Below are 22660 nucleotides of genomic sequence, written 5' to 3' on the forward strand. Positions count from 1 at the left end.
GACCACGCCGAGGGAGGTGGCGCGCCACCGGCCTTCGAACCGGCAGGCGTACACGGCCGACGCCCCGTCCGTCCGCGAGCCGGCCCCACCGGAACCGCCGACTTCACTGACGCGGCACACGCACGGTCGGGTGGCCGCGCCCGGCCGTCGGCGACGGGAGTCCCTCACCTCACCGCTGGCCCCCGCGGTGCTGCGCGGACGACGCCGCGTACTTACTGTCGGTTGACGGAGCACCACACCGCGTGCCCGGGAGCAGGGTCGGGGAACCGATCGTGCTCGCGAGCTGGATCGCACGTCCGACCCGGAGGAGTCTGCATGCCTGAGCTGTTCATCGGTGGCAGGTGGATCGCTGCCGTCGACGGGCGGGTGCGCGAGATCCGCTGCCCGGCCGACGGCACGCTGGTCGCCACGGTCGACGAGGCGGGCCCGCGGGACGCGGCGGCGGCGGTCACCGCGGCCCGTGAAGCCTTCGACCGCGGACCGTGGCCCGCCACACCGGCCGCCGAGCGCGGCGCGCTGCTGCTGCGCGTGGCCGCCCTCATCGAACGTGACAAGGACGCACTCGCCCGCGCCGAATCCCTGGACACCGGGAAACGGCTCGTGGAGAGCGCGTACGACATGGACGACATCGCCAACTGCTTCCGCTACTTCGGCAACCTGGTGGCCTCCGGCGGCACCGACCGGGTCGTCGACACCGGCAACCCCGGCGTGGACAGCCGAGTGGTGCACGTGCCGGTCGGCGTGTGCGCGCTGATCACTCCCTGGAACTATCCGCTGCTGCAGACCGCCTGGAAGGTCGCCCCCGCGCTCGGCGCGGGCAACACCTTCGTCCTCAAGCCCAGCGAACTCACCCCCCACACCGCGATCATCCTGATGCGGCTGCTGGCCGAGGCCGGACTGCCCGACGGGGTCGCCAATCTCGTTCTGGGCACCGGTCCGGACGCGGGAGCACCGCTCACCGAGGACCCTCGGGTCGACATGGTGTCGTTCACCGGTGGTCTGGTCACGGGACGGCGCATCATGGCCGCGGCCGCGGCCACCGTGAAGAAGGTGGCTCTGGAGCTCGGCGGCAAGAACCCCAACATCGTGTTCGACGACGCCGACTACGAGACGGCGGTCGACTACGCCCTGATGGCCGTGTTCCTGCACTCCGGTCAGGTCTGTTCGGCCGGGGCGCGGCTGCTGGTCCAGGACGAGCTGCACGACAGGTTCGTCGAGGACCTGGTGGCGCGGGCCCGGGCGATCCCGATGGGCGGCCCGTTCGACGAGGACGCCCGCACGGGCCCGCTGATCTCCGCCGCCCACCGCGACAAGGTCGAGGCATACGTGGCCGCGGGTGTCGCGGAGGGTGCGGTGCTGCGCTGCGGTGGCGTCCGGCCCGAGGACCCGGCGCTGCGGGACGGTTACTACTACCCGCCGACCGTCCTGACCGAGTGCGCCCCGGGCATGTCGGTGGTGCGCGACGAGTCCTTCGGCCCGGTCCTGACCGTCGAGCGCTTCCGCGACGAGGCCGAGGCGGTCACCCTCGCGAACGACACCGTCTACGGCCTGACCGGAGCGGTCTGGACGCGGAACGCCGAGCGAGCCGAGCGGGTCGCGTCCCTGCTGAACGCCGGGACCGTCTGGATCAACGACTTCCACCCGTACGTACCGCAGGCCGAGTGGGGCGGCATGAAGCAGTCCGGCGTCGGCCGGGAGCTGGGTCCGACCGGCCTCGCGGAGTACCAGGAGGCCAAGCACATCTGGCGCAACACCGCGCCACGGCCACAGCGGTGGTTCGAGTGAGCCCTGGGCACGCCACCACCCGCACGGGAGAGGAGAACGGCGATGCCGGACATTCCGCCTGATGGACCTGGTCACGCCGCGAGTGGTCACGACCAGGACGCCGCGCTCACGGAGCTGGGCTACAAGCCCGAGCTCAAACGCACGCTCGGCAATTTCCACACCTTCGCCGCCGGAATCAGTTACATCTCCATCCTGACCGGCACCTTCCAGCTCTTCTACTTCGGCGTCAGCTTCGGCGGGCCGGCCTACTGGTGGTCGTGGCCGATGGTCTTCATCGGGCAGCTGATGGTGGCGCTGAGCTTCTGTGAGCTCGCGGGGCGCTTCCCCGTCGCGGGGTCGGTCTACAACTGGGCCAAGCACACGGGCGGGCCGCACATCGGCTGGCTGGCGGGCTGGATGATGACGATCGCGACCATGGTGTCGCTGGCCGCCGTGGCCCTCGCGTACCAGCTGACGCTGCCTCAGATCTCCAGTGTCTTCCAGGTGATCGGCGACGGGACGGGACAGTACGACGCGGCCGCCAACGCCGTGCTCCTGGGCACGATCCTCATCCTCTTCACCACCCTGGTCAACGCCTTCGGCGTCAAACTGATGGCCACCATCAACTCCGCCGGGGTCTTCATCGAGCTGATCGCCGCGGTCGTGCTGATCGGCCTGCTGGCCGCGCACATCACCCGCGGTCCGAGCGCGATCCTCGACACCGACGGCTACGGACAGGGCCAGCCGCTCGGCTACCTCGGCGCGTTCCTGACCGCGTCGCTCGCCTCGGCGTACGTGATGTACGGCTTCGACACCGCCTCCTCGCTCGGCGAGGAGTCCATCGACCCGGCCCGCAACGCTCCGCGCGCCATCCTGCGCGCACTCATCGCCTCCTTCGTCCTGGGCGGCCTGATCCTGCTCTTCGCGCTGCTCGCCACCCCTGATCTGCGGGCCGAAGAACTGTCGGTGGACGGTCTGCAGTACGTGGTGAAGGCCACGCTCGGCGAGACGGTCGGCCTGGCCGTGCTGTGGTGCGTCGTCATCGCCATCACCGTGTGCGCCTTGTCCGTACAGACCGCCGGCCTGCGCATGGCGTTCGCGATGGCCCGTGACAACAACCTGCCGGCCGGCTCCAGACTCGCCAGGATCAGCCCGCGGTTCAGGACACCGGTGGTCGCCACGTGCCTGATCGGGATCGTGGCGATCGCCATCCTCGTCGTCAACATCAAACAACCGCAGATCTTCTCGGTGGTCACCAGCATCGCCATCATCATGATCTACATCGCGTATCTGCTGGTCACGGGGCCCATGCTGGTACAGCGGCTGCGCGGCGAGTGGACGCCCGCGCCCGGCTACTTCTCCCTGGGCCGCTTCGGCCTGCCGGTCAACATCCTGGCGGTGCTCTGGGGCGCCGCGATGTCGGTCAACCTGCTGTGGCCACGCGCCGCGGTCTACAACGCCACCGGACCCCAGCACTGGTATCTGCGCTGGGGCGGCGTCCTGTTCGTCGGCTTCGTCGCGGCCGCGGGCTTCACCTACTACTGGTTCGTGCAGCGCAAGAAGACCGGCGTGATCGCCGAACACGCCGTCGGAGAACCGCCGGAGCCCGCGCCGGCCCACGGCGGAGCCTGAACCGGGAAGGAGCGGCAGAGGTGGACGAGTTCGATTACGTGGTGGTCGGCGGCGGTACGGCCGGGGCGGTCGTGGCCGCGAGGCTGAGCGAGGACCCGGCCGTCACTGTCTGCCTGCTGGAAGCCGGGCCCTCCGACGTCGGCGACGACAGCATCCTGCGGCTCGATCGGTGGATGGCCCTGCTGGAGTCCGGTTACGACTGGGACTACCCGGTGGAGCCGCAGGAGAACGGCAACAGCTTCATGCGGCACGCCCGCGCCAAGGTCCTCGGCGGCTGCTCGTCACACAACTCCTGCATCGCGTTCTGGGCGCCGGCCGAGGATCTCGACGAGTGGGGGACGCTGGGCTGTACGGGGTGGAGCGCCGCGGACTGCTACCCGCTCTACCAGCGTCTGGAGACCAACGACGCGCCCGGGGACCACCATGGCCGCTCCGGCCCCGTCACCATCCGCACGATCCCGCCCGACGACCCGTGCGGCAGGGCCCTGTTGGCCGCCTGCGCCGACGCGGGCATTCCCACGACTCCGTTCAACACCGGCTCCACGGTGGTGCGCGGCGCGCACTGGTTCCAGATCAACGCCCGCGAGGACGGCACCCGTTCGTCCGCGTCCGTGTCGTATCTCCATCCGATTCTCGACAGCCGGCCGAATCTGGAGATCCGTACCGGGCTCCAGGCCAAGCTGCTGCTGTTCGACGACAGTGATCGCTGCACCGGTGTCGAATACTTGGAGCCCGACACCATTCACAGCGGCTCGGTCGCGGCGCGGCGTGAGGTCGTCGTGAGCTGCGGGGCCATCGACTCGCCGAAGCTGCTGATGCTGTCGGGCATCGGCCCGGCCGGGGATCTGCGCGATTGCGGCGTCGACGTGCGGGTGGACTCCCCCGGGGTCGGCTCGCACCTCCAGGACCACCCGGAGGGTGTGATCATGTGGGAGGCGAAGCAACCCATGGTCACGAGGTCCACCCAGTGGTGGGAGATCGGCATCTTCACCGGAACCGAACCAGGCCTGGACCGGCCCGACTTGATGTTCCACTACGGCTCGGTGCCCTTCGACATGAACACGTACCGGCGCGGCTACCCGACGACGGACAACGCGTTCTGTCTCACGCCGAACGTCACCCGGGCCCGGTCCATGGGCACGGTGCAGCTGCGCACCCGCGACTTCCGTGACAAGCCCAGGGTCGACCCGCGGTACTTCACGGACGAGCACGACGTCCGGGTGATGATCCACGGGCTTCGGCTCGCACGGGAGATCGCGGCGCAGGCGCCGATGGCCGCGTGGGCAGGTGCCGAACTCGCCCCGGGCCCGGCCGCGCAGTCCGACGACGAGCTGTTCTCGTACATCAAGGAGACCCACAACACGGTGTATCACCCGGCGGGAACGGTCCGGATGGGCTCGGCGTCCGACGCGGACTCTCCGCTCGACCCGCAGCTGCGGGTCAAGGGGGTCAGCGGGCTGCGGGTGGCCGACGCGTCGGTCATGCCGTTCCTGCCCGCCGTCAATCCGTGCATCACGACGATGATGATCGGCGAGAAGTGCGCCGACATGATCAAGGCTGGTTGATCCGGGGAGGGCGTTGACGGTGCGGCCCGCCCGCGCGGCCGTCGCGCACGGCGTCGCAGTGATGGAATACAAGATCGCCTACGAGGGTTGCGGCAGACGTCGGACATCGATCCACCTGGCAGCGGGAGACAGCTCATGAGCTTCAGCGACAGCAGCAGCAGCACGCAGGCGTCCGCGATCGGCAGGTACGGACTGTGGAACACCGGGCTGCGCGACCCGGACCCTGCCCGGGCGGCCGAACTCGCCGAAACTGCCGCAGAGTTGGAGCAGCTCGGCTACGGCGCGCTCTGGCTCGGCGGCAGCAGTGGCATCGAACACGCCGCCCCGCTGATCGAAGCCACCTCGAAGATCACCGTCGCGACCGGCATCCTCAGCATCTGGCAGCACGAGGCGCGGGAGACCGCCGACCGCTGGGCCGCCCTGGAGGCCGCCCGCCCCGGCCGGTTCCTGCTCGGCCTCGGCGTCAGCCACGCGAAGCTCGCCGCGCAGTACAAGCGTCCGTACGGCGCCATGGTCGACTACCTCGACGCGCTGGACGCCGCGGGGGTCCCGGCCGACCGCCGCGTGCTGGCCGCGCTCGGCCCGCGCATGCTGGAGCTCTCCCGGGACCGTGCCGCCGGCGCCCACCCGTATCTGGTCACCCCGGAGCACACCGCTCGGGCCCGTGCGGCGCTCGGCCAGGGGCCGCTGCTCGCGCCGGAGTTCACCGTGGTCCTGGAAGCCGACCCGGACCGCGCCCGGGCGACCGCCCGCGAGACGCTCGCGCTCTATCTGCAGCTGCCCAACTACACCAACAGCTGGCTGCGTCTCGGCTTCACCGAGGACGACTTCGCGAACGGCGGCAGCGACCGGCTCGTCGACGCCCTCTTCGGCTGGGGTGACGAGCAGCGGGTGCGCGAGCGGATCGACGCCTTCCTGGACGCGGGCGCGGACCACGTCGCCATCCAGGTGCTGGCCCCGGGCGAGGACCGGGCCGGCCTGCCCCGGGAGCAGTGGCGGCGGCTGGCGGCGGCACTGGAGCTCTGAGCCCAGGGGGTGAAAGCCGCGGGGTCCCGCTCCGGCCGGTGGAGAGCCGGACGTTCGGGAACGGGGTCGAGCTGCCGCGCTACCGGCACGCCTCGCAGGCGGGCACGTGGTCACCCGTAACCCGGACACGGGACCGCCCCGGCCGGCTGGTGCCGACCGGGGCGGAACGCGTCACGCCGGGAGTGCTGCCTGAAGTGCTCAGGCGAGCGACGCGATGGCCTGGTTGAACGTGGCCGACGGGCGCATGATCGCCGCGGCCTTGGCGGCGTCGGGCTGGTAGTAGCCGCCGATGTCGGCCGGGTTGCCCTGGACCGCGATCAGCTCGTCGACGATCGTCTGCTCCTGCTCACCGAGGGTCTTGGCGAGCGGCGCGAACGCCTCGGCGAGCTGGGCGTCGTCGGTCTGCTTGGCCAGCTCCTGCGCCCAGTACAGGGCGAGGTAGAAGTGGCTGCCGCGGTTGTCGATGCCGCCCAGCTTGCGGCTCGGCGACTTGTCCTCGTTGAGGAAGGTGCCGGTCGCGCGGTCGAGGGTTTCGCCCAGGACCTTGGCGCGGGCGTTGCCCGTGGTGGTCGCGAGGTGCTCGAAGGAGACCGCGAGGGCGAGGAACTCACCGAGGCTGTCCCAGCGCAGGTAGTCCTCCTTGACGAGCTGCTGGACGTGCTTCGGGGCGGAGCCGCCGGCGCCCGTCTCGAACAGACCGCCGCCGTTCATCAGCGGGACGACGGAGAGCATCTTCGCGCTCGTGCCCAGCTCGAGGATCGGGAAGAGGTCGGTCAGGTAGTCGCGCAGGACGTTGCCGGTGACGGAGATGGTGTCCTCGCCGCGGCGGATGCGCTCCAGGGAGAACGCGGTGGCCTCGACCGGCGACATGATCTCGATCTGGAGACCGTCCGTGTCGTGGTCGGCCAGGTACGTCTTGACCTTCTCGATGAGCGTCGCGTCGTGCGCGCGGCCCTCGTCGAGCCAGAACACGGCCGGGTTGCCGGTCGCGCGGGCGCGGGTGACGGCGAGCTTGACCCAGTCCTGGATGGGCAGGTCCTTGGTCTGGCAGGCGCGGAAGATGTCGCCCTCGGCGACCTCCTGCTCCAGGACCACGTTGCCCGCGGCGTCCACGAGGCGGACGGTGCCCGCGGTCTGGATCTCGAAGGTCTTGTCGTGGCTGCCGTACTCCTCGGCCTTCTGCGCCATGAGGCCGACGTTCGGCACCGAGCCCATCGTGGACGGGTCGAAGGCGCCGTTGGCGCGGCAGTCGTCGAGGACGACCTGGTAGACGCCGGAGTAGCTGCTGTCGGGCAGCACCGCGAGGGTGTCGGCCTCCTCGCCGTCCGGGCCCCACATGTGGCCGGAGGTGCGGATCATGGCCGGCATGGACGCGTCGACGATGACGTCGGACGGCACGTGCAGGTTGGTGATGCCCTTGTCGGAGTCGACCATGGCGAGGGCGGGGCCCTCGGCGATCTCGGCCTCGAAGGACGCCTTGATCTCGGCGCCCAGGTGGGGCACGGAGTCCAGGCCCTTGAGGATGGTGCCGAGGCCGTCGTTCGGGGACAGGCCGGCGGCGACGAGCGCCTCGCCGTACTTCGCGAACGTCTTCGGGAAGAAGGCGCGCACGACGTGGCCGAAGATGATCGGGTCGGAGACCTTCATCATCGTGGCCTTGAGGTGCACGGAGAACAGGACGCCCTCGGCCTTGGCCTTGGCGATCTGCGCCGTGAGGAACTCGCGCAGCGCGGCGACGCGCAGGACGGAGGCGTCGACGACCTCGCCGGCGAGGACCGGTACGGACTCGCGCAGGACGGTGGTGGTGCCGTCGGCGGCCGCCAGCTCGATGCGCAGGGTGCCGGGCTCGGCGATGACCGCGGACTTCTCGGTGGAACGGAAGTCGTTGACGCCCATGGTGGCGACGTTGGTCTTCGACTCCGGCGTCCACTTGCCCATGCGGTGGGGGTGCGCCTTGGCGTAGTTCTTGACCGACGCGGGGGCGCGGCGGTCGGAGTTGCCCTCGCGCAGGACCGGGTTGACGGCGCTGCCCTTGACCTTGTCGTAACGGGCGCGGACGTCCTTGTCCTCGTCCGTCCGCGGGTCGTCCGGGTAGTCCGGCAGCGCGTAGCCCTGGCCCTGCAGCTCGGCGATGGCCGCCTTCAGCTGCGGGATCGAGGCCGAGATGTTCGGCAGCTTGATGATGTTCGCGCCGGGCGTCTTGGCCAGCTCGCCGAGTTCGGCGAGCGCGTCCTCGATGCGCTGGCCCTCCTCGAGGCGCTCCGGGAAGCTGGCGATGATCCGCCCGGCCAGCGAGATGTCGCGGCTCTCCACACTGACGCCGGCGGTCGAGGCGTAGGCCTCGACCACGGGCAGGAACGAATACGTCGCGAGGGCCGGGGCCTCGTCGGTGTGCGTATAGATGATGGTCGAGTCAGTCACCGGGTGCTCCGCTCCACGTCTGCAACATTGCTCGACATCAAGATATCTCGTGACCGACCCCCTCTCGACAGGACCCCGCACCGGATCTCGCACCAGATCCCGGGCCGCTCCCCCGGCATGCCCCACCGGCCCGCACAATCCCGGATCCACTGGACCATTGGTACAGTCGTCCGGCGATCACCGCCCCGCGAAGGAGGCCGCCGCCGATGGCCGTGGACGAGTTGGACACCCGCATCCTGCGTCTTCTCCTGGAGCAGCCGCGTACGAGTGTGCGCGAGTACGCCCGCATCCTCGGCGTGGCCCGCGGCACGCTCCAGGCGCGGCTCGACCGGCTGGAGCGCGACGGCGTGATCACCGGCACGGGTCCTGCCCTCTCCCCCACGGCGCTCGGGCACCCGGTCCTCGCGTTCGTCCACATCGAGGTCACGCAGGGCCATCTCGAAGACGTGGGCGACGCGCTCGCCGAAGTGCCGGAGATCATCGAGGCCTTCTCGATCACCGGCGGCGGAGACCTCCTGGCCCGCGTGGCGGCCCGCGACAACGGCCATCTGGAGGACATCATCCAGCAGCTCAACCGGCTGCCCGGCGTGGTCCGCACCCGCACCGAGGTCGCACTGCGCGAGCGGGTGCCGCACCGGGTCCTGCCGCTCGTCGAGGCGATCGGCCGGGCCGTCGCCGAGCGCCGGTGACCGCGGCCTTGGCATCCTGGAGCGCATGAGCACCCTGGGCAGCACCGCGGTCGTCCTCGACCTCGACGGAACCCTCGTGGACAGCGAGCCGAACTACTTCGAGGCGTCCCGGCGCACCCTCGCCGAGCACGGCGTCCCGGACTTCACCTGGCAGGAACACGAGTCGTACGTCGGCATCAGCACCCACGAGACCGTCGAGATCCTGCGCCAGAAGTACGCCATCCAGGCCCCGGTCGAGGCGCTGCTCACGGAGATGAACACCCGCTATCTGGCGCTCGCGCGCGCCGGCACGCCGGTCTATCCGCAGATGCGGAAGTTCGTGGAGCGGCTGCACGAGGAGGGGGTCCCGATGGCCGTCGCGTCCGGCTCGTCACCCGAGGCCATCGACGCGATCCTGTCGGGTACGGGCCTGGCCGCACAGCTCAGGACCTACGTCTCGGCGGACGAGGTCGCCCACGGCAAGCCCGCGCCCGACGTGTTCCTGGAGGCGGCGCGCAGGCTCGGCGCGATGCCCGCCCACTGCACGGTGATCGAGGACGCGATCCCGGGAGCCGCGGCCGCCTATGCGGCGGGGATGCGCTGCATCGCGATCCCGTACGTGGCCGCGCAGGCGGACGATCCCGCGTTCGCCACGGCGGGGCTGCTGTTCCGGGGCGGGCAGCGGGAGTTCACGTCCGAGGCCGCGTACGACTGGCTGGCGAGGACGGCGAGTCCGAGCACCTGACCACGTGACCACGTGATCTCTCCGCTCAACGATCGATCTGCGACTCTCCGGACAGCAATTGATCTCTCTGGACGAACAGTCCAGCTCTTTATAAACTGTCAGCATGTCCGAACCCGGTCACACCCATCTCATGGAGCAGCTCCAGCAGGTAGCCAAGGGGCTCGCGGCCACGTTCGCGCCGTTCTGCGAGGTCGTCGTGCACGATCTCGACGACCCGGAGCACGCGATCGTCGCCATCGAGAACAACCTGTCGGGCCGCTCCGTGGGCGACCCCGCCACTGAACTCGGGCTCGCACGGCTGGCCGACGACGCGTACCCGCAGGTCGTGGCGAACTATCCGAACCGGTTCGCGGACGGCCGCCGGGTCAAGAGCACGTCGATCGGCATCAAGGACGAGCGGGGCCACTACGCCGGCGCGCTCTGTCTGAACATCGACATGACCGTCTTCGACGGCATCGGCACCGTGCTCGACCACTTCGGCCGCTCCGACGGCTCCGCGGCCCCCGCCGAGTCGCTCGACCCGGCCAACGGCGATGCCATCCGCGCCCGCATCGACGCGTTCGCCGCCGACCGAGCGACCACGCCTCGGGCTCTGCGGACAACGCAACGCCGGGAACTCGTACGGGAGTTGAAGGCCCAGGGCTTCATGGAAGTACGCCGGTCGGCGGGCATCGTCGCCGACCACCTGGGTGTGTCGAGGGCGACGGTGTACGCGGACGCCAAATGAGCGGATGTCACCCGCCGCACGCCCGGACGCCACATGAGCAGCCGCCAATCGAGAGGAAGTCCCCCATGGCCGACCTGACCCCGACCGACCTGCCGACCTACGAGGATGTCGTGCGTGCGCACGAGCGCGTCGCCCCGCACGCCCACCGCACCCCCGTGCTCACCTCGCGCCTCACCGACGCCGAACTCGGCGCCTCGCTCCACTTCAAGTGCGAGAACTTCCAGCGCATGGGCGCCTTCAAGTTCCGCGGCGCGTTCAACGCGCTGTCCAGGTTCTCCCCGGAGCAGCGCCGGGCCGGCGTCGTCGCCTACTCGTCCGGCAACCACGCGCAGGCCGTGGCCCTGTCCGCCGCCATCCTGGACATGCCCGCGACCATCGTCATGCCGCACGACGCGCCCGCGGCCAAGCTGGCCGCCACCAAGGGGTACGGCGCGGAGGTCGTGATGTACGACCGCTACTCGGAGAACGTCGAGGAGATCGGGCACCGGGTCGCCGCCGAGCGGGGCCTGACGCTGATCCCGCCGTACGACCACCCGGATGTGATGGCAGGTCAGGGCACCGCGGCCAAGGAGCTGTTCGAGGAGGTCGGCGAACTCGACGCGCTGTTCGTTCCGCTGGGCGGCGGCGGGCTGCTCTCCGGGTCGATCCTCGCCGCCCGCGCCCTGTCCCCGGGCTGCGCGGTCTACGGCGTCGAGCCCGAGGCGGGCGACGACGGCAGGCAGTCGCTGCGCGAGGGCCACATCGTCGACATCGACACCCCGCAGACGATCGCGGACGGCGCGCAGACACGGCACCTGGGCAAGCACACCTTCGCCGTCATCAAGGACGGCGTCGACGACATCCTCACCGCGACGGACGACCAACTCGTCGAGTGCATGCGGATCTTCCACACCCGGATGAAGACCGTCGTCGAGCCGACGGGCTGCCTCGGCTTCGCCGCCGCGCGCGCCCTGGCCGGGCAACTGCGTGGCCGCCGCGTCGGTGTGATCGTCAGCGGCGGCAACGTCGACGTCGAACGCTTCACGCAGTTGCTCCGGCCCTGAGGCGCTTGTGTGCAGCGCCGCGCTCCCGGTGGCGCCACTCGCTCAGTAGCGCTGCGCCTTGGCGACCTTCGCGGTCAGCTTCATCTCCGGGGGCTTGCGGCTGATGGCGAGAGGCTGGGCCCGCTCGCCGGGGTCGAGGTTCTCCGCGCCGACGTACCGGGTCTCGACGACCTTGCCGTCGGCGTTCTTGAAATCGACCTGCACGGCGTAGGACGCCTTCTTGTCGGTGCGGTTGGTGATGTTGACGACGACGGCGAACACGCCGCCCGTCTGGGACCGCGGCTTGCCGGTGAGGGCGACGTCGGCCATGGCGTTGCCCTGGCCCTTGACCTTCATGAGTTCACTGGCGGCCGCGGCGTTGGCCCGTTCCACCTCGGCCGACACGGACGCCTCGAACTCGGAGGCCCTGGCCGACGCGGAGCTCGCCGCCGCCGAGGCCTCCGCCTTCGCCGAGGCGACGGCCGACTTGGCGGCCGACGCCATCGCGGAGGGCGGGGTGCCGGAGAAGGAAGCCGTATTGGGGGGTGTCGCGCGCGGGCTGACGCTCGACGAACTGTTGTTGCCGCTGTCCGTGCTGCACGACACGAGAGCCGCGGCGCTGGTCGCGGCGGCGAGCACCGCGAGGACGGCCGTCATGGACCGCCGCCGGCGCGGCGCTGGCTTCTTCCCGGGGGAACCGGCACTCATTCAGACGTCTCCTTGAATCTCTCCGAAAGCTCTGACTCTTCGGAAGCTCTGGCTCTTTCCGGCACCTCTGACAGGGGCGCCGGTGAGGTCAATAGCGCATGATTCCGACGATTCCCGTCCCCTCCGGGAGGGTCTCGTCGGGGACGAAACGCACCTCGGCGCCCGTCTCCAGGGCCCGTTCGACGATCTCGTCGACGATGTCGTCGTGGGCGTCCAGGTCGCCGGGCTCGGCCGCGACCAGGTGGTCGCCGTCCTGCCGGACGGTGGTGCGGTAGTGCTCCTCGACGACGAGTGCGCGGACCCGCCCGGCGGCGACGTGCTCCCACACCTCGTCCACGCCCGCGGCGAACTCCTTCCAGCCCCGGGCGCGCTCGATGTCCGCCAGGGTGGCGGCCACCCTCTGCTGCTCCTGTGCGGTGACGGCGGGCCGCACCGCCTCACGCACGTCTTCCGCCCCGGCGTTCGCGAGCCCGCCGTGGGCCACGGGGACGGCGTGCTCGGTGGCGGTGCCGACCTCGTTGAGCAGGGTGACGGCGGCCTGTTCACCGGCGACGTACAGCCGCGCCGTGGGAGCCAGGGCGTCGCCGAGCGCCGTGTCGACCTGCCGGAGGAACTGGCGGGTCCGCTCGTCGCGGTAGGTGCTCGGCAGGTCCCCGATGCGCTCCTTGCGTTCGGCGTCGGGGTCGTCGAGGCTCCGGGTCAGGGGGAATCCCGCGGTGTGCTGCTCCACGAGGCCCCGCGCGTCGCCCCTCCACAGCGCGGCGCGGTCCGCCGAGACCGCGAGGACCCAGTAGGGCTGTTCGGCGGTGTACGCGGCGACGAGATTGCGGGTCAGATACGTGTCGGCGAGGACGACCCGTTCGGGGACGGTGCGCGGCAGCGACCACACGTGGTGCTCGCCCGGCGAAGCGAAGATCACCAGACCGTCCTCGGCGTGGTCGAGGTCGATCTCCGCGAGCGCCAGATCCAGCTGCTCGACGACGTCCTGGCGGCGCTCGGGGGTCACCGCGGGATCGGCCTCCAGCTCCTTGGCCGCCCCGGCCAGCAGATTGCGCAGCCGAATGGGGTCCTGCGCGTTGTCCGGCTTGCGCCGGTGTGTGGGCACGAGGACCGACACTGCCGGATAGTGCCGGGGCCGGCGCAGCGACGCGAGCACGGCGGGTGTCAGTTCGGGCTGCATGGGAGCGCCTTTCCGGACGCGTGAGGCTTCACAAGGCTTCCTCGATGCACGATATGCCCGAAATTCCGGTTCGGCGCGCGGCGCTACTCCCCTTGCCACTCGCACGCCCCCGATGGGACATGCCGGACATTTTATGAATATGGTCGTCCTCTGTCGGTTCCAACGCCCCACGGCCAGAGGAAGACATGACGCAGGCAGAAGGCTCCCTCGCCGCCGACCAGCCCGAGCAGTCGCCCGCGGCCAAGCTGACGTTGCTCACGCTGACGACGATGGTCGTCGGATCCATGGTCGGTGCCGGCGTCTTCTCCCTGCCGAGCCGCTTCGCGCAGGAGACCGGCGTGGCCGGCGCCCTGATCGCGTGGGCCATCGCCGGCACCGGCATGCTGATGCTCGCCTTCGTCTTCCAGAAGCTCGCCGTCCGCAGGCCCGACCTGGACGCCGGTGTGTACGCGTACGCCAAGGCCGGGTTCGGCGAATATCTGGGCTTCTTCTCGGCGTTCGGCTACTGGGCCAGCGCCTGCGTCGGCAATGTGACGTACTGGGTACTGATCATGTCGACCATCGGCGCGATCGCCCCCGCCCTGGGCGAGGGCGACACCGCCCTCGCGATCATCCTTTCCTCCGTGGGGCTGTGGGCGTTCTTCTTCCTGATCCGGCGGGGCGTCAAGGAAGCCGCCACGATCAACCGCATCGTCACCGTCGCGAAGGTCGTGCCGATCCTCGTCTTCGTCCTGCTGGCCCTGTTCTGCCTCAAACCCCATGTCTTCGCGGAGAACTTCGGCGGCGCCGACTACGCGGGCTCACTGTTCCACCAGGTCAGAGGCACGATGCTGGCCACGGTCTTCGTGTTCCTCGGCGTCGAGGGCGCGAGCGTCTACTCCCGCCACGCCAAACGCCGCGAGGACGTCGGACGCGCGACGGTGCTGGGTTTCCTGAGCGTCTTCGCCGTCTTCGCCTCCGTCACGATCGTGTCGTACGGCATCCTGCCGATGAGCGAGATCGCCGAGCTGCGCCAGCCGTCCATGGCGGGCGTCCTCGAGGAGGCGGTCGGCACCTGGGGCAAGGTGTTCGTCAGCGTCGGCCTGATCATCTCCGTGCTCGGCGCCTATCTCGCGTGGACGCTGATGGCGGCCGAGGTCCTTCTCGTCGCCGCCCGGGACAGTGACATGCCACGGTTCCTGGCCCGCACCAGCCGCGCCGACGTTCCTGTGCCCGCACTCGTGATGACCACGGCCCTGTCCCAGGTCGTCCTGGTCATCACCTCGTTCTCCGACGACGCGTTCAACTTCGCGCTCGATCTGACCAGCGCCCTGTCGCTGATCCCGTTCCTGCTGGCCGCCGCGTTCGCCGTGAAGATCGCGGTGCGGCCGGACGCGCTCACGGTCGGAGCCCACGACTCGCGCGGCGAACTCGTCGTGGCGTGCATCGCGACCGTCTACACGGCGTTCCTTCTCTACGCGGCCGGGATGAAGTTCGTCCTGGTGTCCTTCATCGTCTACGCGCCCGCCACGGTCCTGTTCGTGATGGCCCGCCGCGAACAGGGCCGGCGCCTGTTCTCCCCCGCCGAACTCGTCATCCTCGCGGTGTCCGTGGCCGGAGCGGTCCTCGGTGTCATCGCCCTGGTGGTGGGCTGGATCAGCCTCTGACCGGCCCGCCCGTCGCACCGACTCTCTGGAAAGGCACATCGTGACCAGCAACGACACCACGGCCGAGCCGGCGCTCGGCGTCCATTCCGAGGTCGGCACACTGCGCAAGGTCCTGGTCTGCGCGCCCGGCCTCGCCCACCGCAGGCTCACCCCGACCAACGCCGACGACCTCCTCTTCGACGACGTGATGTGGGTGGAGAACGCCCAGCGCGACCACGCCGACTTCGTCAACAGGCTGCGCGGACGCGGCGTCGACGTCGTCGAACTGCACGAACTCCTCACCGAGACCATGACGATCCCCGAGGCGAAGGCCTGGCTCCTGGACCACAAGATCGTCGCGAACGAGGTCGGCCTCGGCCTCATGGACGACACCCGGGCCTTCCTCGACGAACTCAGCCCGCACCGTCTCACCGAGTATCTGATCGGCGGCCTGGCCACCACCGACCTGCCGGACGAGTTCCGCTCCGACTACGTGGCCCTGGTCCGCGAGTCGACGGGCGTACGCGAGTACCTCATGCCGCCCCTGCCCAACACCCTCTACACCCGCGACACGACCTGCTGGCTGTACGAAGGCGTCACCCTCAACCCGCTGTACTGGCCCGCACGCCACGACGAGACCCTGCTGATGAAGGCGATCTACACGTTCCACCCCGACTTCACCGGCTCCAGGGTGTGGTGGGGAGACCCCGAACGGGACTGGGGGCAGGCCACGTTCGAGGGCGGCGACATCATGCCCGTGGGCAACGGCGTCGTCCTGATGGGCATGAGCGAACGCACCTCACGCCAGGCGATCACGCAGGTGGCGGCCGCGCTGTTCGAGAACGGCGCGGCGGACCAGGTCATCGTCGCCGGCATGCCCAAGCTGCGCTCCGCCATGCACCTGGACACCGTCTTCACCTTCGCCGACCGCGACATCGTCACCCTCTACCCGGCCATCATGGACGCCGTGCACACCTTCACGCTGCGCCCCGGCGACGATCCGTCCGGCCTCCACATCACCGACGAGGGCTCACGCCCGTTCGTCGACGTCGTGGCGAAGGCGCTCGGCCTCGGCGCACTGCGCGTGATCGAGACCGGCGGCGACGTCTACGCCTCCGAACGCCAGCAGTGGGACAGCGGCAACAACGCCGTCGCGGTCGAGCCGGGCGTCGTCATCACGTACGACCGCAACACCCAGACGAACACGCTGCTGCGCAAGGCGGGCGTCGAGGTCATCACCATCGTCGGCGCGGAACTCGGCCGTGGCCGAGGCGGCGGGCACTGCATGACATGCCCCCTGATCCGGGACCCGGTCGACTTCTGACCGGCGCCGAGCGCCCGGCTCAGCTGTCGTACGCGTAGAAGCCGCGTCCGGACTTCCGGCCGAGCGCGCCCGCGGCGACCATGCGGCGCAGCAGCGGCGGGGGCGCGTACAGCGGCTCCTTGAACTCGTCGTACATCGACTCCGCGATGGACTGGGCCGTGTCGAGGCCGATGAGGTCGAGGAGGCGCAGCGGGCCCATGGGGTGGGCGCAGCCGAGCACCATGCCGTTGTCGATGTCCTCGGCGGACGCGGCCCCGGACTCCAGCATCCTGACGGCGGAGACGAGGTACGGGATCAGCAGGGCGTTGACGACGAAGCCCGCCCGGTCCTGGGCGTGGACCACGGTCTTGCCGAGCCGCCGCTCGGCGAAGTCCGTCACCGCGTCGGTGACGCTCTGCGCGGTGAGCTGCGTCGGGATGACCTCGACGAGCCGCTGTACGGGTACGGGGTTGAAGAAGTGGACGCCGACGACCTGCTGGGGGCGCGAGGTGACCGCGGCGAGGTCGATGATCGGGATGGAGGAGGTGTTGGAGGCGATGATCGCGTCCCCGTCCCCGAGCACCCGGTCGAGCTCCTTGAACACGGCGGTCTTCACGTCAGGTTGCTCGGCGACGGCCTCGACGACCAGGTCACGGTCGGCGAACTCGTCGAGGTCGGTGGTGAACTCCAGCCTGTCGAGGGCGGCTTCGCGCTCGTCCGCGCTCAACTTGCCGCTGCGCAGGCCGCGGTCGAGGGACGCGGTGATACGGGACCGGCCCGCCGCAAGCGCCTCTTCGCCGCGCTCGGCGACCAGGACGTCGAGACCGGCGCGGGCGCAGACCTCCGCGATGCCCGATCCCATCAGGCCGCAGCCCACCACGCCCACTCTGCCGAACTCACGCATCGAAGATCGTCCTCTCTTACGGCTGCCCTTGGTTGCCGGGCCACCAGTTGTCGCCATACGGCAGAGTCACTGCCAGTCGGTGCGTCCACCCGCGTCGCACAGCTCGAAGACCACTTCCCCGGCGTCGGGGTCGCTGCCGGCCACGGGTCGCACCCGGGCGCCGATCCACACCAGGTTCGGGGCCGCACCGACGACACGGCACCGGAACACGAAGCCTTCGGGGAAGCGGACGAGGGACTCGTTGCGCGCCGTGCCCGTGTACCGGTTCACGACGCTGGACTGCACGACGACGCCCAGACCGTCGCTGTGCTCGGCCTGCAGATCGCTCGACGCGCACACCGGACACAGAAGCCGCCGGAACGAGGCGGTGCCGCACCATCGGCAGCGCTGGATCGTCAGGCCGGTCCCGTCGGGCCCGGTCGGCGCGGCGTGGGACACGTCGTGCCCGATCGGCGCGGTGTGGGTTGCTGTCTCGGACACGGCTCGGCCCCCTGCGCTCGGCTCTGATGCGCCGCACCATCGCGTCGGCGCCTTCGCACCGTATGGCACTGAGTTCCGCACTGTAAAGGTACTGAGTGCCAAATTCAGTCGGATCCGCTCCCGGAGCGGGCCCTCAGCCCTGGCCCAAAGCCGATTCGATCCGCTGCACGACCTGCCACATCGGGGCACCCTTCGGGGCCACCATCACGACGACTTCGTCCTCGGCGGCGGTCACGGCCGCACCCTGATCCGCGCCGCTCCACACACCGCGCACCATCCCGAGAGCGTGGTCCACGGCAGCGTACGGGTCTCCCTCACCACCCGAACGGAGCCAGGAGCGGAGCCCGTTGTTGTGGGCGGCGACGACGGACGCGGCGATCACCTCGGCCCGCAGCGCGCCGTCCCGCTCCCCCTCGAAACGCTCCCGCAGATAGCCCGCAAGGGTGCGCTCGTAGCGCCGCACCACCGACAGCTCGTACGTCCGCAGCCCCGGCACCTCGCGCGTGAGGCGGTAACGCTGCACGGAGAACTCGGGGTTGGCCGCGTACATGCGCAGCACGAGGCGCGCCGCGTCGGAGACGGTGCCCACCGGGTCGCTGCCGTCGGCCTCTTCGAGGAACGCCGTCATGTCGGCGAGGCAGCGCTCGTGATCCGGGAAGACCGCGTCCTCCTTGGACGGGAAGTACCGGAAGAACGACCTGCGCCCGACACCCGCACGGGCGACGATGTCGTCGACCGTGGTCTGCTCGAAACCCCGGTCGAGGAAGAGCTGGAACGCCGCCTCGGCGAGCACCTCGCGCATCGGCGCCTTCTTGGCCGGTCTGGTCGCCTCAGTCATGCCGGGAACGTAACACCGAAGCGGCCCCTCTGGCACCACGTACCTTGCCAGAGGGTACTGAGTGCCATAGTGTCGCTTTCAGGAACCACACCAGGGTAGGAGAGCCGGCGTGAGCTTGAGGATCGTTGTCACCGTGAAGTATGTGCCGGACGCGACGGGGGACCGGCATTTCGCTGAGGACCTGACGGTGGACCGTGATGATGTGGACGGGCTGCTGTCGGAGCTGGACGAGTACGCGGTCGAGCAGGCGTTGCAGATCGCGGACGAGGCGGACGATGCGGAGATCACCGTGTTGACGGTGGGTCCGGAGGACGCGAAGGACGCGTTGCGCAAGGCGTTGTCGATGGGCGCGGACAAGGCGGTCCATGTCGAGGACGACGATCTGCACGGCACGGACATCGTGGGCACGTCGCTGGTGCTGGCGAAGGCGATCGAGAAGGCCGGGTTCGATCTGGTGGTCTGCGGTATGGCCTCCACGGACGGTACGGCGGGTGTGGTGCCGGCGCTGCTGGCGGAGCGGCTGGGTGTGCCGCAGGTGACGCTGTTGTCGGAGGTGTCGGTCGAGGACGGTGTGGTCAAGGGCCGTCGTGACGGTGACACGGCCTCGGAGCAGGTGGAGGCCTCGCTCCCGGCGGTGGTGTCGGTGACCGACCAGTCGGGCGAGGCGCGTTACCCCTCGTTCAAGGGGATCATGGCGGCGAAGAAGAAGCCGGTCGAGTCGTGGGACCTGTCGGATCTGGGCCTGGAGGCCGACGAGGTGGGTCTGGCGGGTGCGTGGACGGTCGTGGACGCGGCGGCCGAGCGTCCGGCGCGCAGCGCGGGCACGATCGTCAAGGACGAGGGCGAGGGCGGCAAGCAGCTCGCCGAGTTCCTCGCGGGCCAGAAGTTCATCTAGCCCCGCTGTCCCCTTCCGTCTCACTCTTTCGCATGCAGGAGAAGTCCCATGGCTGAAGTTCTGGTCTACGTCGATCACGTGGACGGTGCCGTCCGCAAGCCCACCCTTGAGCTGCTGACGCTGGCGCGTCGTCTGGGTGAGCCCGTCGCCCTGGCGCTGGGTGCGGGTGCCGCCGACACGGCCGCCGCGCTCGCCGAGCACGGCGCGACCCGTGTCCTGACCCATGATGCCGCCGAGTACGCCGACTATCTGGTCGTGCCGAAGGTGGATGCGCTGCAGGCCGCCTACGAGGCGGTGTCCCCGGCGGCGGTGCTGGTGCCGTCCTCGGCGGAGGGCAAGGAGATCGCGGCGCGTCTGGCCGTGCGGGTCGGGTCGGGTGTCATCACCGACGCCACCGACCTCCAGGCCGGTGAGCAGGGCCCGGTCGCGACCCAGTCGGCGTTCGCCGCCTCGTTCACCACCACCAGCCGGGTGGCCAAGGGCACCCCGGTCATCACCGTCAAGCCCAACAGTGCCCCGGTCGAGTCCGCCCCCGCGGCCGGCACGGTCGAGGCCCTGGCCGTGTCGTTCTCCGAGCAGGCCACGGGCACCAAGGTCACCGCGCGCACGCCGCGTGCCTCGACGGGGCGTCCGGACCTGACCGAGGCCGCGATCGTGGTCTCCGGCGGCCGCGGCGTCAACGGCGCCGAGAACTTCGGAATCATCGAGGCCCTCGCCGACTCCCTCGGCGCGGCGGTCGGCGCCTCCCGCGCCGCGGTCGACGCGGGCTGGTACCCGCACTCCAACCAGGTCGGCCAGACCGGCAAGAGTGTGTCCCCGCAGCTGTACATCGCAAACGGTATCTCCGGCGCGATCCAGCACCGGGCCGGCATGCAGACCTCGAAGACCATCGTCGCGGTCAACAAGGACGCCGAGGCCCCGATCTTCGACCTCGTCGACTACGGCGTCGTCGGCGACCTCTTCGACGTCGTCCCCCAGCTCACCGAGGAAGTCAACACCCGCAAGGGCTGACAGCAGCAGAACGGCCGGAGGCCCTGGACCGATATCGGTCCAGGGCCTCCGGCCTTCGTGCGTATGCCTCAACCGGCGCGGCGGACCCGCGCGGCCTTGCGGGCGTCGGCGAGCTGGCGGGCCTCGGCGCTGCGGCGCGAGTCACCACCGGCGCGGCCCGGGCGCGAGCCCATGCCGCGGAACGGGGCACCGCCGCGCTTGGGGCGCTCCGCGGCCGGCGCGGTGCCGGTGATCGGGACACCGGAGGGCGCCTGAGCCCCGGTGATACGGCTCAACTCGGCCTCGCCCGAACGGACTTGGGTGATCTGCGGCCGGATGCCGGCGTCGCGCATCAGTCGGCTCATGTCGCGGCGCTGGTTCGGCAGGACCAGGGTGACGACGCTGCCGGACTCCCCGGCACGGGCCGTACGGCCGCCGCGGTGCAGGTAGTCCTTGTGGTCGCTCGGCGGGTCGACGTTGACCACGAGGTCGAGGTTGTCGACGTGGATGCCGCGCGCCGCGACGTTGGTCGCGACGAGCGCCGTGACCGAGCCGGCCTTGAACTGGGCCAAGGTGCGGGTGCGCTGCGGCTGGGACTTGCCACCGTGCAGGGCGGCGGCCCGCACACCGCTGCCGAGCAGGTGCTTGGTGAACTGGTCGACGGCGTGCTTGGTGTCGAGGAACATGATGACCCGCCCGTCGCGGGCCGCGATCTCGGTGGCGGCGGCGAACTTGTCGGCGCCGTGCACATGCAGTTCGTGGTGTTCCATCGTGGTGACGGCGCCCGCCGACGGGTCGACGGAGTGGACGACCGGATCGTGCAGGTAGCGGCGCACCAGCAGGTCGACGTTACGGTCCAGCGTCGCGGAGAACAGCATGCGCTGCCCCTCGGGGTGCACCAGGTCGAGCAGCTCGGTGACCTGCGGCATGAAGCCCATGTCGGCCATCTGGTCGGCCTCGTCCAGGACGGTGATCTTCACCCGGTCCAGACGGCAGTCCTTGCGCTCGATGAGGTCCTTGAGGCGTCCGGGCGTCGCGACGACGACCTCGGCGCCACCGCGCAGGGCACTGGCCTGACGACCGATGGACATACCGCCGACGACGGTGGCCAGGCGCAGCTTCAGCGACCGGGCGTACGGGGTGAGCGCCTCGGTGACCTGCTGGGCGAGCTCGCGCGTGGGGACGAGGATCAGGCCGAAGGGCTGCTTGGCGTCGGCACGCTGACCTGCGAGGCGCGCGAGGAGCGCGAGGCCGAAGGCGAGGGTCTTGCCGGAGCCGGTGCGGCCGCGGCCGAGGACGTCCCGGCCCGCGAGCGAGTTCGGCAGGGTGGCCGCCTGGATCGGGAACGGCACGGTCACACCGAGGCCGGTGAGCGTCTTCAGGATCTCGGCCGGCAGGTCGAGCTCACCGAAGGTCTCCACGGCGGGGAGGGCGGGCGTGACGGTGACAGGCAGCGCGAACTCTCCCTGCGGCGCGGCGGGCCTGCGCCCGTAGCCGCCGGAGCTCTTGCCGCCGGGGCGTCCCTGGCCTTGGCCCTGGGGCCGAAAACGGGCGCCCCGGTCGCCGCCGGCGGAGCCCCGGCGAGGGTTGGAGTAACGGTCGTTCGTGCGAGCTGAACGGTTCATGGAGAACCTTCCTCGATATGGCACGTATCGAGGAATTCCCGGCGCATGAGTGCCGGACGAATTGCAAGAACGAGCCGAATAACAGACTGAAAATCAGCCGGCGCGCCGGTACGGAGAATGGCGACGCCTGACGTCGGAATGCTGGGATTCCGCTGCGGCAGGCGGCTCTCGGACGGGCCGGATCAATGGGGTGCGGGGGCCTTGGCGCCCCGCCGGGGTGGTGTGTCACCCGGTGGTCGTGCCTACCCGGGCGGGATACCCCGCAAACAGCAACGAGCTGGTGCCCGTACCACCAGGGTACGGGCACCAGCTGTGCTCAACGCTTCAGCGTCAGGCAGGAACGATGTTCTCCGCCTGCGGGCCCTTCTGGCCCTGCGTGACATCGAAGTTCACCTTCTGGCCTTCCTGAAGCTCACGGAAGCCCTGGGTGGCGATGTTCGAGTAGTGGGCGAAGACGTCGGGGCCGCCACCCTCCTGCTCGATGAAGCCGAAGCCCTTTTCCGAGTTGAACCACTTCACGGTGCCAGTAGCCATATGCAAAT

The 22660-nt window shown here is 70.1% G+C and carries 20 protein-coding genes; 12 read left to right on the forward strand and 8 right to left on the reverse strand.

The features are described 5' to 3' along the window. Positions 1–315: 315 nt before the first annotated feature. The 4 genes from LGI35_RS08910 (at position 316) to LGI35_RS08925 (ending at position 5987) form a co-directional block, all read left to right on the forward strand. Positions 316–1785 (forward strand): aldehyde dehydrogenase family protein, encoded by a 1470-nt coding sequence (locus LGI35_RS08910; protein WP_227293355.1) that lies wholly within the window; start codon positions 316–318, stop codon positions 1783–1785. A gap of 42 nt (positions 1786–1827) precedes the next feature. After that, the gene (locus LGI35_RS08915) at positions 1828–3396 is read left to right on the forward strand and encodes an APC family permease (protein ID WP_227293356.1); all 1569 of its coding nucleotides are present in this window, start codon (positions 1828–1830) and stop codon (positions 3394–3396) included. A gap of 20 nt (positions 3397–3416) precedes the next feature. Further along, complete coding sequence (locus tag LGI35_RS08920; RefSeq protein ID WP_227293357.1) at positions 3417–4961, forward strand: GMC family oxidoreductase; 1545 nt, start codon at positions 3417–3419, stop codon at positions 4959–4961. Positions 4962–5096: 135 nt separating this feature from the next. Next, positions 5097–5987, forward strand: coding sequence for an LLM class F420-dependent oxidoreductase (locus LGI35_RS08925; protein ID WP_227293358.1), 891 nt, complete (start codon positions 5097–5099; stop codon positions 5985–5987). 198 nt (positions 5988–6185) lie between these two features. Here the strand turns inward: LGI35_RS08925 and LGI35_RS08930 are convergent, their stop codons facing one another. Beyond that, positions 6186–8408: an NADP-dependent isocitrate dehydrogenase gene (locus LGI35_RS08930; protein WP_227293359.1), complete on the reverse strand. Its 2223-nt coding sequence runs from the start codon at positions 8406–8408 to the stop codon at positions 6186–6188. A 206-nt stretch (positions 8409–8614) separates the two neighbouring features. Here LGI35_RS08930 and LGI35_RS08935 point away from each other — a divergent pair, with 206 nt between their 5' ends. The 4 genes from LGI35_RS08935 (at position 8615) to LGI35_RS08950 (ending at position 11591) form a co-directional block, all read left to right on the forward strand. Next, positions 8615–9097 carry an Lrp/AsnC family transcriptional regulator gene (locus LGI35_RS08935; RefSeq protein WP_227293360.1) on the forward strand — a complete coding sequence of 161 codons (483 nt, stop codon included), beginning with the start codon at positions 8615–8617 and terminating at the stop codon, positions 9095–9097. A 25-nt stretch (positions 9098–9122) separates the two neighbouring features. Continuing rightward, positions 9123–9821: an HAD family hydrolase gene (locus LGI35_RS08940; protein WP_227293361.1), complete on the forward strand. Its 699-nt coding sequence runs from the start codon at positions 9123–9125 to the stop codon at positions 9819–9821. Between the two features lie 103 nt (positions 9822–9924). Further along, positions 9925–10548, forward strand: a complete 624-nt coding sequence (locus tag LGI35_RS08945) for a helix-turn-helix transcriptional regulator (protein WP_227293362.1) — start codon at positions 9925–9927, stop codon at positions 10546–10548. Positions 10549–10613: 65 nt separating this feature from the next. Next, positions 10614–11591, forward strand: a complete 978-nt coding sequence (locus LGI35_RS08950; RefSeq protein ID WP_227293363.1) for a threo-3-hydroxy-L-aspartate ammonia-lyase — start codon at positions 10614–10616, stop codon at positions 11589–11591. A gap of 42 nt (positions 11592–11633) precedes the next feature. Here LGI35_RS08950 and LGI35_RS08955 read toward each other — a convergent pair whose 3' ends face one another. After that, positions 11634–12278, reverse strand: coding sequence for a hypothetical protein (locus LGI35_RS08955; protein WP_227293364.1), 645 nt, complete (start codon positions 12276–12278; stop codon positions 11634–11636). Positions 12279–12366: 88 nt separating this feature from the next. Continuing rightward, positions 12367–13458, reverse strand: a complete 1092-nt coding sequence (locus tag LGI35_RS08960) for a baeRF3 domain-containing protein (protein WP_227293365.1) — start codon at positions 13456–13458, stop codon at positions 12367–12369. 185 nt (positions 13459–13643) lie between these two features. On the opposite strand from LGI35_RS08960, the gene LGI35_RS08965 reads away from it, so the two are divergent. Further along, positions 13644–15104 (forward strand): basic amino acid/polyamine antiporter, encoded by a 1461-nt coding sequence (locus tag LGI35_RS08965; RefSeq protein WP_227293366.1) that lies wholly within the window; start codon positions 13644–13646, stop codon positions 15102–15104. A gap of 40 nt (positions 15105–15144) precedes the next feature. After that, on the forward strand, positions 15145–16407 hold the full coding sequence (locus LGI35_RS08970; protein ID WP_227293367.1) for an arginine deiminase: 1263 nt from the start codon (positions 15145–15147) through the stop codon (positions 16405–16407). Positions 16408–16426: 19 nt separating this feature from the next. Here LGI35_RS08970 and LGI35_RS08975 read toward each other — a convergent pair whose 3' ends face one another. The 3 genes from LGI35_RS08975 to LGI35_RS08985 form a co-directional block, all read right to left on the reverse strand. Continuing rightward, on the reverse strand, positions 16427–17290 hold the full coding sequence (locus LGI35_RS08975; RefSeq protein ID WP_227293368.1) for a 3-hydroxybutyryl-CoA dehydrogenase: 864 nt from the start codon (positions 17288–17290) through the stop codon (positions 16427–16429). A gap of 66 nt (positions 17291–17356) precedes the next feature. Next, on the reverse strand, positions 17357–17728 hold the full coding sequence (locus LGI35_RS08980) for a Zn-ribbon domain-containing OB-fold protein (protein WP_227300250.1): 372 nt from the start codon (positions 17726–17728) through the stop codon (positions 17357–17359). Between the two features lie 175 nt (positions 17729–17903). Then, positions 17904–18572, reverse strand: a complete 669-nt coding sequence (locus LGI35_RS08985) for a TetR family transcriptional regulator (protein ID WP_376601375.1) — start codon at positions 18570–18572, stop codon at positions 17904–17906. 145 nt (positions 18573–18717) lie between these two features. Between LGI35_RS08985 and LGI35_RS08990 the strand changes: the two genes are divergently transcribed. Beyond that, on the forward strand, positions 18718–19503 hold the full coding sequence (locus tag LGI35_RS08990) for an electron transfer flavoprotein subunit beta/FixA family protein (protein ID WP_227293305.1): 786 nt from the start codon (positions 18718–18720) through the stop codon (positions 19501–19503). A 48-nt stretch (positions 19504–19551) separates the two neighbouring features. After that, positions 19552–20514: an electron transfer flavoprotein subunit alpha/FixB family protein gene (locus LGI35_RS08995; protein WP_227293370.1), complete on the forward strand. Its 963-nt coding sequence runs from the start codon at positions 19552–19554 to the stop codon at positions 20512–20514. 68 nt (positions 20515–20582) lie between these two features. On the opposite strand, the gene LGI35_RS09000 is transcribed toward LGI35_RS08995, so the two are convergent. Then, the gene (locus LGI35_RS09000; RefSeq protein WP_227293371.1) at positions 20583–22118 is read right to left on the reverse strand and encodes a DEAD/DEAH box helicase; all 1536 of its coding nucleotides are present in this window, start codon (positions 22116–22118) and stop codon (positions 20583–20585) included. Positions 22119–22448: 330 nt separating this feature from the next. Further along, positions 22449–22652, reverse strand: a complete 204-nt coding sequence (locus LGI35_RS09005) for a cold-shock protein (RefSeq protein WP_100598391.1) — start codon at positions 22650–22652, stop codon at positions 22449–22451. Positions 22653–22660: the final 8 nt, after the last annotated feature.

Origin of the sequence: Streptomyces longhuiensis, from assembly GCF_020616555.1 — a bacterium.
Classification (GTDB): domain Bacteria; phylum Actinomycetota; class Actinomycetes; order Streptomycetales; family Streptomycetaceae; genus Streptomyces; species Streptomyces longhuiensis.

What these genes read in the sequence shown, in the direction of transcription:
- LGI35_RS08910 (WP_227293355.1), top strand. Translation starts at nt 316, where the DNA reads ATGCCTGAGCTGTTCATCGGTGGCAGGTGGATCGCTGCCGTCGACGGG.
- LGI35_RS08915 (WP_227293356.1), top strand. Translation starts at nt 1,828, where the DNA reads ATGCCGGACATTCCGCCTGATGGACCTGGTCACGCCGCGAGTGGTCAC.
- LGI35_RS08925 (WP_227293358.1), top strand. Translation starts at nt 5,097, where the DNA reads ATGAGCTTCAGCGACAGCAGCAGCAGCACGCAGGCGTCCGCGATCGGC.
- LGI35_RS08935 (WP_227293360.1), top strand. Translation starts at nt 8,615, where the DNA reads ATGGCCGTGGACGAGTTGGACACCCGCATCCTGCGTCTTCTCCTGGAG.
- LGI35_RS08940 (WP_227293361.1), top strand. Translation starts at nt 9,123, where the DNA reads ATGAGCACCCTGGGCAGCACCGCGGTCGTCCTCGACCTCGACGGAACC.
- LGI35_RS08945 (WP_227293362.1), top strand. Translation starts at nt 9,925, where the DNA reads ATGTCCGAACCCGGTCACACCCATCTCATGGAGCAGCTCCAGCAGGTA.
- LGI35_RS08950 (WP_227293363.1), top strand. Translation starts at nt 10,614, where the DNA reads ATGGCCGACCTGACCCCGACCGACCTGCCGACCTACGAGGATGTCGTG.
- LGI35_RS08955 (WP_227293364.1), bottom strand. Translation starts at nt 12,278, where the DNA reads ATGAGTGCCGGTTCCCCCGGGAAGAAGCCAGCGCCGCGCCGGCGGCGG.
- LGI35_RS08960 (WP_227293365.1), bottom strand. Translation starts at nt 13,458, where the DNA reads ATGCAGCCCGAACTGACACCCGCCGTGCTCGCGTCGCTGCGCCGGCCC.
- LGI35_RS08965 (WP_227293366.1), top strand. Translation starts at nt 13,644, where the DNA reads ATGACGCAGGCAGAAGGCTCCCTCGCCGCCGACCAGCCCGAGCAGTCG.
- LGI35_RS08975 (WP_227293368.1), bottom strand. Translation starts at nt 17,290, where the DNA reads ATGCGTGAGTTCGGCAGAGTGGGCGTGGTGGGCTGCGGCCTGATGGGA.
- LGI35_RS08985 (WP_376601375.1), bottom strand. Translation starts at nt 18,572, where the DNA reads ATGCGCGAGGTGCTCGCCGAGGCGGCGTTCCAGCTCTTCCTCGACCGG.
- LGI35_RS08995 (WP_227293370.1), top strand. Translation starts at nt 19,552, where the DNA reads ATGGCTGAAGTTCTGGTCTACGTCGATCACGTGGACGGTGCCGTCCGC.
- LGI35_RS09000 (WP_227293371.1), bottom strand. Translation starts at nt 22,118, where the DNA reads ATGAACCGTTCAGCTCGCACGAACGACCGTTACTCCAACCCTCGCCGG.
- LGI35_RS09005 (WP_100598391.1), bottom strand. Translation starts at nt 22,652, where the DNA reads ATGGCTACTGGCACCGTGAAGTGGTTCAACTCGGAAAAGGGCTTCGGC.